This window comes from candidate division WOR-3 bacterium (assembly GCA_029858255.1).
In the GTDB taxonomy this organism is placed as follows: domain Bacteria; phylum Hydrothermota; class Tepidihabitantia; order SM23-42; family SM23-42; genus SM23-42.
Window position 1 is genome coordinate 1 of sequence record JAOUFJ010000054.1, and the last position, 7477, is coordinate 7477.

The window sequence follows — 7477 nt, forward strand, 5'->3', positions numbered from 1 at the left end:
TGCCGTCCTGGGCTTGTCGGCGAATACCTCAACGAGCCTCGCCCGCAACGGATGGGCAAAGACCTTAATCTGTTCAAGATCTTTAAGCATCACCGTATCTCTCATCCTTCCTCCTTCACTAATCAATTATTCAATAGAAAATTAATATTCACTATATTTTGAATATTCAATTATATTATAATAAAAATTTCCATTTTGTCAAGGGGTCACTTGCATTACAGGTTCCTACTCTGTATCCTGGGAAAGTGAGAATCTTCCTAATGGCTTCTACATCTGCAGGATGAAAACCGACAATTGCCCTGAAACGCAGAAAATACTGCTCATTAGATAAAGCAATGGGGACAGGCACCTCTACTCTAAAAGGTGCCTGTCCCCGTTTACGTAATCTCTAACAAAACACCGTCCCCCCGGGATGTTCAAATATGACTATTGACAATTCGTATATAACCATTATATTTATCCCAGAATCTTAAGAGTATACATAAAGTAGAAACTGGGGGGACGTGATGGGAGAGAAGATACATATATACCGTCGCATCATTGCGATGCGGGTCATTCCATATCATCATACATACTGTTTCCACGCTTCCTTTGTCAGCGGATTACCAGCATATAATACTCACAAAACCTTGACAAATTTAGCCTAATTATTTTGTGTAAATAATATTCTGCTGTAATAAAATAACTGTATTCTGGAGGAGTAGATGACATGCTTGGTAATGTGATAGCGAATTATAGTATAAAAAAACCGCTCGGTCATGGCGGCATGGCTGAGGTGTTTGAGGCGGTTGATACACAAAACCAGCAAAGCGTAGCTTTGAAATTACTCCTCCCCCATCTGGCCGTTGAAGATGTCATCCGCAAGCGATTCCTCCGCGAAGCCAAGGTCGGTATGGAATTAGACCATCCGGGTATCGTGAGAGTATTTGATGTCGGCGAAGCTGAAGGCAGACCCTACATGGCAATGGAATTGGTCAGAGGACAAACATTGGAAGATCTGCTCAAAACTAAAAGCTTTGATCTCGAGCAGAGTATCGGAATCAGCCTTAAAATCGCGGACGCCCTGGCTGCTGCCCATGCCAAGAAGATCGTGCACCGTGATATCAAACCCCGGAATATCATGATCACTGACAGCGGCATCAAGATCATGGACTTTGGTCTGGCTAGGATTTTAGAGACATCATCGATCACGGACCAGCACGAGATCATCGGCACGCTGTATTACATGTCACCGGAGCAGGCGATCGGCATCAAGGTCGATGAATCGAGTGATATCTTTTCTCTGGGTGTTGTGCTTTATCAGATGCTCACCGGACAACTGCCCTTTACTGGCGAGCACCCCGGTGCGATAATCCATGCGATCTTGTATTCGGACCCTTTACGTATCAATGAGTTAGGTAAATCAGTACCAGTGGAGCTGGAGCAAGTGATCTTCAAGGCCTTGAAGAAGAAAACTCAGGTCCGTTATCGCACGGCGGCTGAGTTGCATAACGACCTTTCCAAGATGCACTACGTGTTACAGGGCCAGTCGATCCAGCTTTTGGCTACCGAAGAAGTCTTTGAAGAATCACCCAGGGGTGTATATTCGCACCTCGTCGGGCGGGAGAATGAAATGGCCGAGCTTGAAGCCGCATTGGATAAAATGTTTAAAGGTGATAGTTCTGTGATCCTGGTCAGTGGAGAGGCCGGCATTGGCAAATCCCGTTTGGTCTGGGAATTGGGACGCAAAGCCAAACAAAAACAAGCACGCTACCTGCTCGGCCGTTGCCTGTTCGGAGAACGCGGTTATCCATATCAACCGATCATCGAGGTACTTCGTGATTACTTTAAGCTCAAGGGAATAAAAGATCGGGATTCAGTGGACGCGTTTATCGATGAAAAGATCAGCCATCTATCTGCACGAAAAGAAATTATCCATTCCTTGATACTCCTGCAACCCGATCAACCGATAACCCTGATCAACAAGGAACAGCTCTGGGATACGGTTTCGGAATTAGTCAAAACTATGGCGCGAGATAGACCCGTTGTCCTGCATCTTGATGACCTGCACTGGGCTGATGCACCGACTTTGAATCTGCTTACCTATCTAGCCATGACTGCACGTAACGAACGCTTGATTATTATTGCCACTTACCGGCCTGAAGAATTGGCAATGGCTGAGGGTAAACGCCACCCATTAGAAGCAACGTTAGAGCTGTTGGGCAAAGAGAATTTGTCCCAGGAATTACGATTAGCCCGGCTTAACAAACATGGCACTCATGAGGTTGTCAATTCGGTATTTGCCGATTTCATGTTTCCCGATAATTTCTATGATTCGATACATCAGGAGACCGAAGGCAATCCGTTGTTTGTTCTCGAGGTATTAAAATATCTGCAGGATGAACATATTGTAAACAAAGACGAAAGTGGTTGGTATTTAACCGGTGAGCTAACCAAAATTGCGATTCCCGATCGAGTAACCGATGTCATCACACACCGATTGGCGAAATTGACATCGGAAACCCGGGCGGTCCTCGATGTTGCCGCTGTTGAAGGCTATACGTTCCAGTCAGATACTATCAGTAATGTTTTATGCGAACCGCGGTTAAGAATCCTGCGTCGCCTGCAACATCTTGAATCAGAGCACCATTTGATCCACGCACTAGAACATGAGTATCAATTCGACCATGGTAAGATACAGGAGACGGCCTATAACGCATTAACACCTGAGTTGAAGACGGAATACCACAAAATGATCTCTGACTATTTGATCAAGAACTATGGAAAAAAAGATGAGTATGCAGGCAAGATCGCCCGGCATCTGACGGCAGCGAGGCAAGATAGAAAAGCGCTCACTTATCTGCTGAGGGCCGGTCGATATGCACAAAGACTCTACGCAAATGAAGAAGCACTAAATTACTATAATATGGGTTTGAATATCATTAGTGGAAGCAAGCCTTCAGATCCCGAGTTGAACAATACCGAATTCTCATTACTCAATGGCAGAGCAGCGGTTTTACAGGTGGTCGGTAATTTGGAACCTGCCCTCCGAGATTACACGAGGATGAAGATACTTGCGGAAACGTCTCGCAATCAGTCAGATCTCTCTACGACCCTTCTGCGCGAAGGTTCAATACACGCCCTTATGGCCGACCACGAAACTGCAATGCAGCGCTATGAGCAGGCATTGAATATAGCTAAGGAGATAGAAGACAGAACCCGGGAATCTTCAATCATCTGTGCGATTGGCGATATATATCATGAAACTGGGAAATTCAGAGAAGCCATCGACAAATATGAACAAACGTTAGAGCTCCAGAAACAGATTGAAGACAAGAGTCGGCTGGCACTAACTTATCACAATATAGGATATCTCTACTGGAATGTCGGCCGCTTCGACAAAATGAAAGAATATATGGAAAAATCGTTGGAGTTATCACGCGCGGTCGGTGACAGACAAACTGAAATGTATGCAACAATGCGCGCCGGCACTTATTATTACAGTACCGGCGAGGCACGACGTGGACTTGAATGTACAGAAGAGGCCCTGAAAATCGCCAGGCAGATTGGCCACAAAAGCTTCGAAAGCCGGATCCTTAGTGGTGCAGGCAAGATTTGTTGTACCATTGGCGAATGTCGACGAGCATTGGGTTATTTCCAAGAAGCAATGAAAATAGTCAAAGAAGTGTGGAACAAAGATGAAGATCATACTCTAGACAGTATTGGCGAAGTCTACGTTGCATGGGGTGATTACGACACCGCCATGGATTATTTCAGCAAAGCACTCAGATTTCAAGACCGAGTTGGTGAGAAATATTTCCAATGCAATACACTGAATAACATCGGCAATGTACACTACAAACGGGGAGATTTTGGCCTCGCACTTAAGCAACTCCGAAAAGCGCATCAAGTGCAAACAAATGTGGGTAACATTTGGGCGCAAGGATACTACTACGGCTATATGTCCCGTTTCTGGTGCCTCATGAATTGCCCAGACAGAGTACGCGAAGATATTGACGGATTAAAACGCATCTCTGAAGTAATCAAGTCAACGAGAGCAACGGCATGGATACACTTGGTGGAAGCACGTTTAGCAACATCACAAGGTCACGTCTCAAAGGCTGACGTACACCTGCAAACAGCACTTTCTCTTATAAGAAAAAAAACCCTCGAGGCATTCCTACTTGTTGAATGTCTTCTTGTTGCTGTTGACTTGGAGTCCGCAAGAAAAGATTACCCTAAAGCAAAAGAATACGGAGCAGAGCTATTGAATCTCTCTGCTAAGGAAGAAAGAAAACCCGATATCGCTGAGGCTGCACTCGCGCTGTGTCGCGTGAGCATGATGGAAAATGACATTCCACAAGCCGAAATTAATGCGAAACAAGCCATAGAATACGCCGAAAAATGTGGCACAAAAGAAATTCTCTGGCAGGCGCGTCATATGCTTGCTAAGGTGTATCTGAGGCAGAAAAAACGGAACCAGGCAAAAGGCGAGTTGAACACAGCAAAAGAAGTTCTCGATGTCATCGTTGATAACCTTGGTAATGAATTGAAAGAAATATATCTTAAGCGCAAAGAGGTAAAAGAATTTCAGAAAGATTTTCGCAATACCAAGGACAAGTCAAAAAGAGGAAGAAAAAAATGAAAGACTTTGTATCGGAAAAATCGGAAACATCAGGTTTTGACCTGTCACCTGAACGTCTCAAAATGCTCTTCCAGATCAGTCAGAGGATCAGCAAAATAAGCGACGTAAAGCAGCTCCTGGACGAATTACTCCACACGGCAATTACGAGCATTGGCGCACAGCGCGGCATGATAATCCTCACCGACGAACAAGGCCAGAATTACGAAACTGTAGCGTCCGAGTCCCTAAAGGGAAAGGACGTCTCGTTCAGCACCAGCATAGTAAGAGCGGTGCTTAAAGACAAACGAATCCTCTTCAGTAAGGACTTGCGTGGTGACTCAAGATTCAAAGACGCTGAAAGCGTCAAGGGATTGAAAATACTATCCTGTATATGCGCCCCACTGATCGTGCCTGGTTTGGATATACCACTTGGAACAATGTATGTTGATCAGAGAATTTACGTGAAAACCTTCACCTCAGAGGACGTAGCTTTTATTCAAACATTTGCCAATCTTGCGGCAAGCGCCATAAGCAATGTGCACCAAGTTGAACAATTGTTACACGAGAATATACGACTGCGCACTGAAGTAGAAAAAAAATATGAGTTTGCCGGTATAATCGGCCAGAGCGAAGCAATGCAACGCTTGTTCAGGGATGTACAAAAAATAGTCAACGATAATTGCACTGTCCTCATAACCGGCGAATCCGGAAGTGGCAAAGAATTGATCGCTAAAGCGATTCATTACAACAGCAAACGAAAGGCTAAACCATTCATCGCCATCAACTGTGGCGCGTTACCTGAAAATCTGCTCGAAGCCGAACTCTTTGGCAGTGTTAAAGGTGCCTTCACAGGAGCGATAGACAAAAAAGGACTGCTGCAGGCAGCCGACGGCGGAACGGTATTTCTGGATGAAATCCATCATACGAGCCATGCAATGCAGGTCAAATTACTGCGCTTCTTACAGGATAGGGAATTCCGAAGAGTAGGAGGAACGCAAACGACCAAAGTCGATATAAGAATGATCTGCGCGACCAATGAAGATCTCCGCAAGGCGATCCAGGATGGCCGCTTCCGCCAGGATTTCTATTACCGGATCAATGTCGTGGCCATCAATGTCCCGCCCTTGAGAGAACGCAGCGCCGACATCCCGATATTGGCAGAGTATTTTCTCGACAAATATTCAAAGGAAAAGGGTAAGCATTTCAAGAAATTCCATAAGAGCGCGCTTGATGCACTGATGGGTTATGACTGGACAGAGAATAATGTCCGGGAACTGGAGAACGAGATCGAACATGCGGTTATTTTTGCCGAAGATGGTGATACTATACATTCCATCGATCTGTCGGAGAAAATACGCGGTGAGGTTCCTAATGCAGCACCTGTGGATCTGCTTGAGAACAGAAATGGACAACCACTGACACTGGAAGATTTTGAAAGAAAATACATCGACTATGTTCTCGCCAGGGCACATGGAAACAAGACAACGGCCGCCCGGCTCATGGGCATCCCACGGTCAACGTTGATGGGTAGATTGAGGAAATTTAACTCAACAAAAAAATAGCCACATTAGACCATATTTAGTCATATTTGAACACCATTTGTGCTGCATATTTCAATAATACCCTCAAGCTGCACAAATCAGTCATATTTGAACACTTGACCTCGATGTAAGCAAGAACCTTACTTAAAAAATCCCCATATATCAACGCTTTTTGTCTAAGAATACAGGCACACCTTTTGCAATACACAGAATATAATGTATTGATTCTTGGTGTCACAATCTCGAGCCGCGTATTGGCTCAGAGGGGGCGTATTATGTGTAAATGCTTGGCATTCATAATTGCATACACTGGTATCTTTGTCTTTAGCCTCATCCAAGGACAAAATCATTACAACCCAATTGATATCAACCAAGATAATTTTGATATTAAAAATCTGGGTCCTGTTGGTGAATGGTCTGCCAAGCCGGTCTGGACTCTGACATATGATTCCGGGAGAAATATCGTGTTTCTCGGTTCATGTGGTTGTGTTTGCATACTCGACGTTTCGGACGCAGCCAACCCTAAGAAGATCAGTGAATTCAAACACTCTCAATGCAACACGTGCGGACTCTTTTATCAACCCGAAAAGAAGCGTTTATTCATCTGTGATGGGATTTCGGGGCTGAAGATCTGGGACATAAATAATCCGAATGAACCTTCCGAGCTAGGCCGTTGTGATACTCCTGGTTATGCGTGTGCAGTATATGTAGTGGGTACAAAAGCCTATGTCGCCGATGGGGACGGTGGTCTGCGTATAATCGATGTCTCATACCCTGCACGTCCCAAGGAGATCGGCCATGCCGACATGACGACTGCGTGTTGCGTCTATGTCGAAGGCGCATACGCGTACGTCGCAGACATCGGACTGAGGATAGTCGATATTTCAAATCCTACGAAGCCCATGGAAGTAGCTTTCCATCCTACGCCTGGTGTAGCATATGGCATTTATGTCAGCGGCAACAAGGCATACATAGCCGACGACTGGTGCGGTGTTCGTGTGATTGATGTATCTGATGTTAAGAAACCACGTGAAATCGGTCATTTAGAAATACCTGGTTATGCTTGGAATATACAGGTCTCGGGTTCCCATGCATTTGTCGCCGCTTATGATGCTGGCCTACGCATAGTCGATGTATCCGATCCTGCGGCGCCAAGAGAAGTTGCTTCTCATCAGACACCGGATAAGGCATTACAGGCAATCACAACAGGCTCGCAAATCTTCGTCGCGGCAGCCAGCAAAGGTCTGCAAGTCTACAGCTTTGGTGGATGAATGGAAAAGTCTACTTTCCCCTTGCCTTCCTGCCCCGTGATTGGGGAAGACAAAGGTGGCGG

At 45.4% G+C, this 7477-nt stretch carries 3 protein-coding genes; all 3 read left to right on the forward strand.

All coding sequences use genetic code 11. The features are described 5' to 3' along the window. Positions 1-709: 709 nt before the first annotated feature. The 3 genes from OEV79_11975 (at position 710) to OEV79_11985 (ending at position 7415) form a co-directional block, all read left to right on the forward strand. The gene (locus OEV79_11975) at positions 710-4624 is read left to right on the forward strand and encodes a protein kinase (GenBank protein MDH4212153.1); all 3915 of its coding nucleotides are present in this window, start codon (positions 710-712) and stop codon (positions 4622-4624) included. Next, positions 4621-6165 carry a sigma 54-interacting transcriptional regulator gene (locus OEV79_11980; protein MDH4212154.1) on the forward strand — a complete coding sequence of 515 codons (1545 nt, stop codon included), beginning with the start codon at positions 4621-4623 and terminating at the stop codon, positions 6163-6165. The genes OEV79_11975 and OEV79_11980 overlap by 4 nt, the downstream gene beginning before the upstream one ends. Positions 6166-6419: 254 nt before the next feature. Then, entirely contained in the window at positions 6420-7415 is a 996-nt protein-coding gene (locus tag OEV79_11985; GenBank protein ID MDH4212155.1) for a hypothetical protein, read from the forward strand. Positions 7416-7477 lie beyond the last annotated feature (62 nt).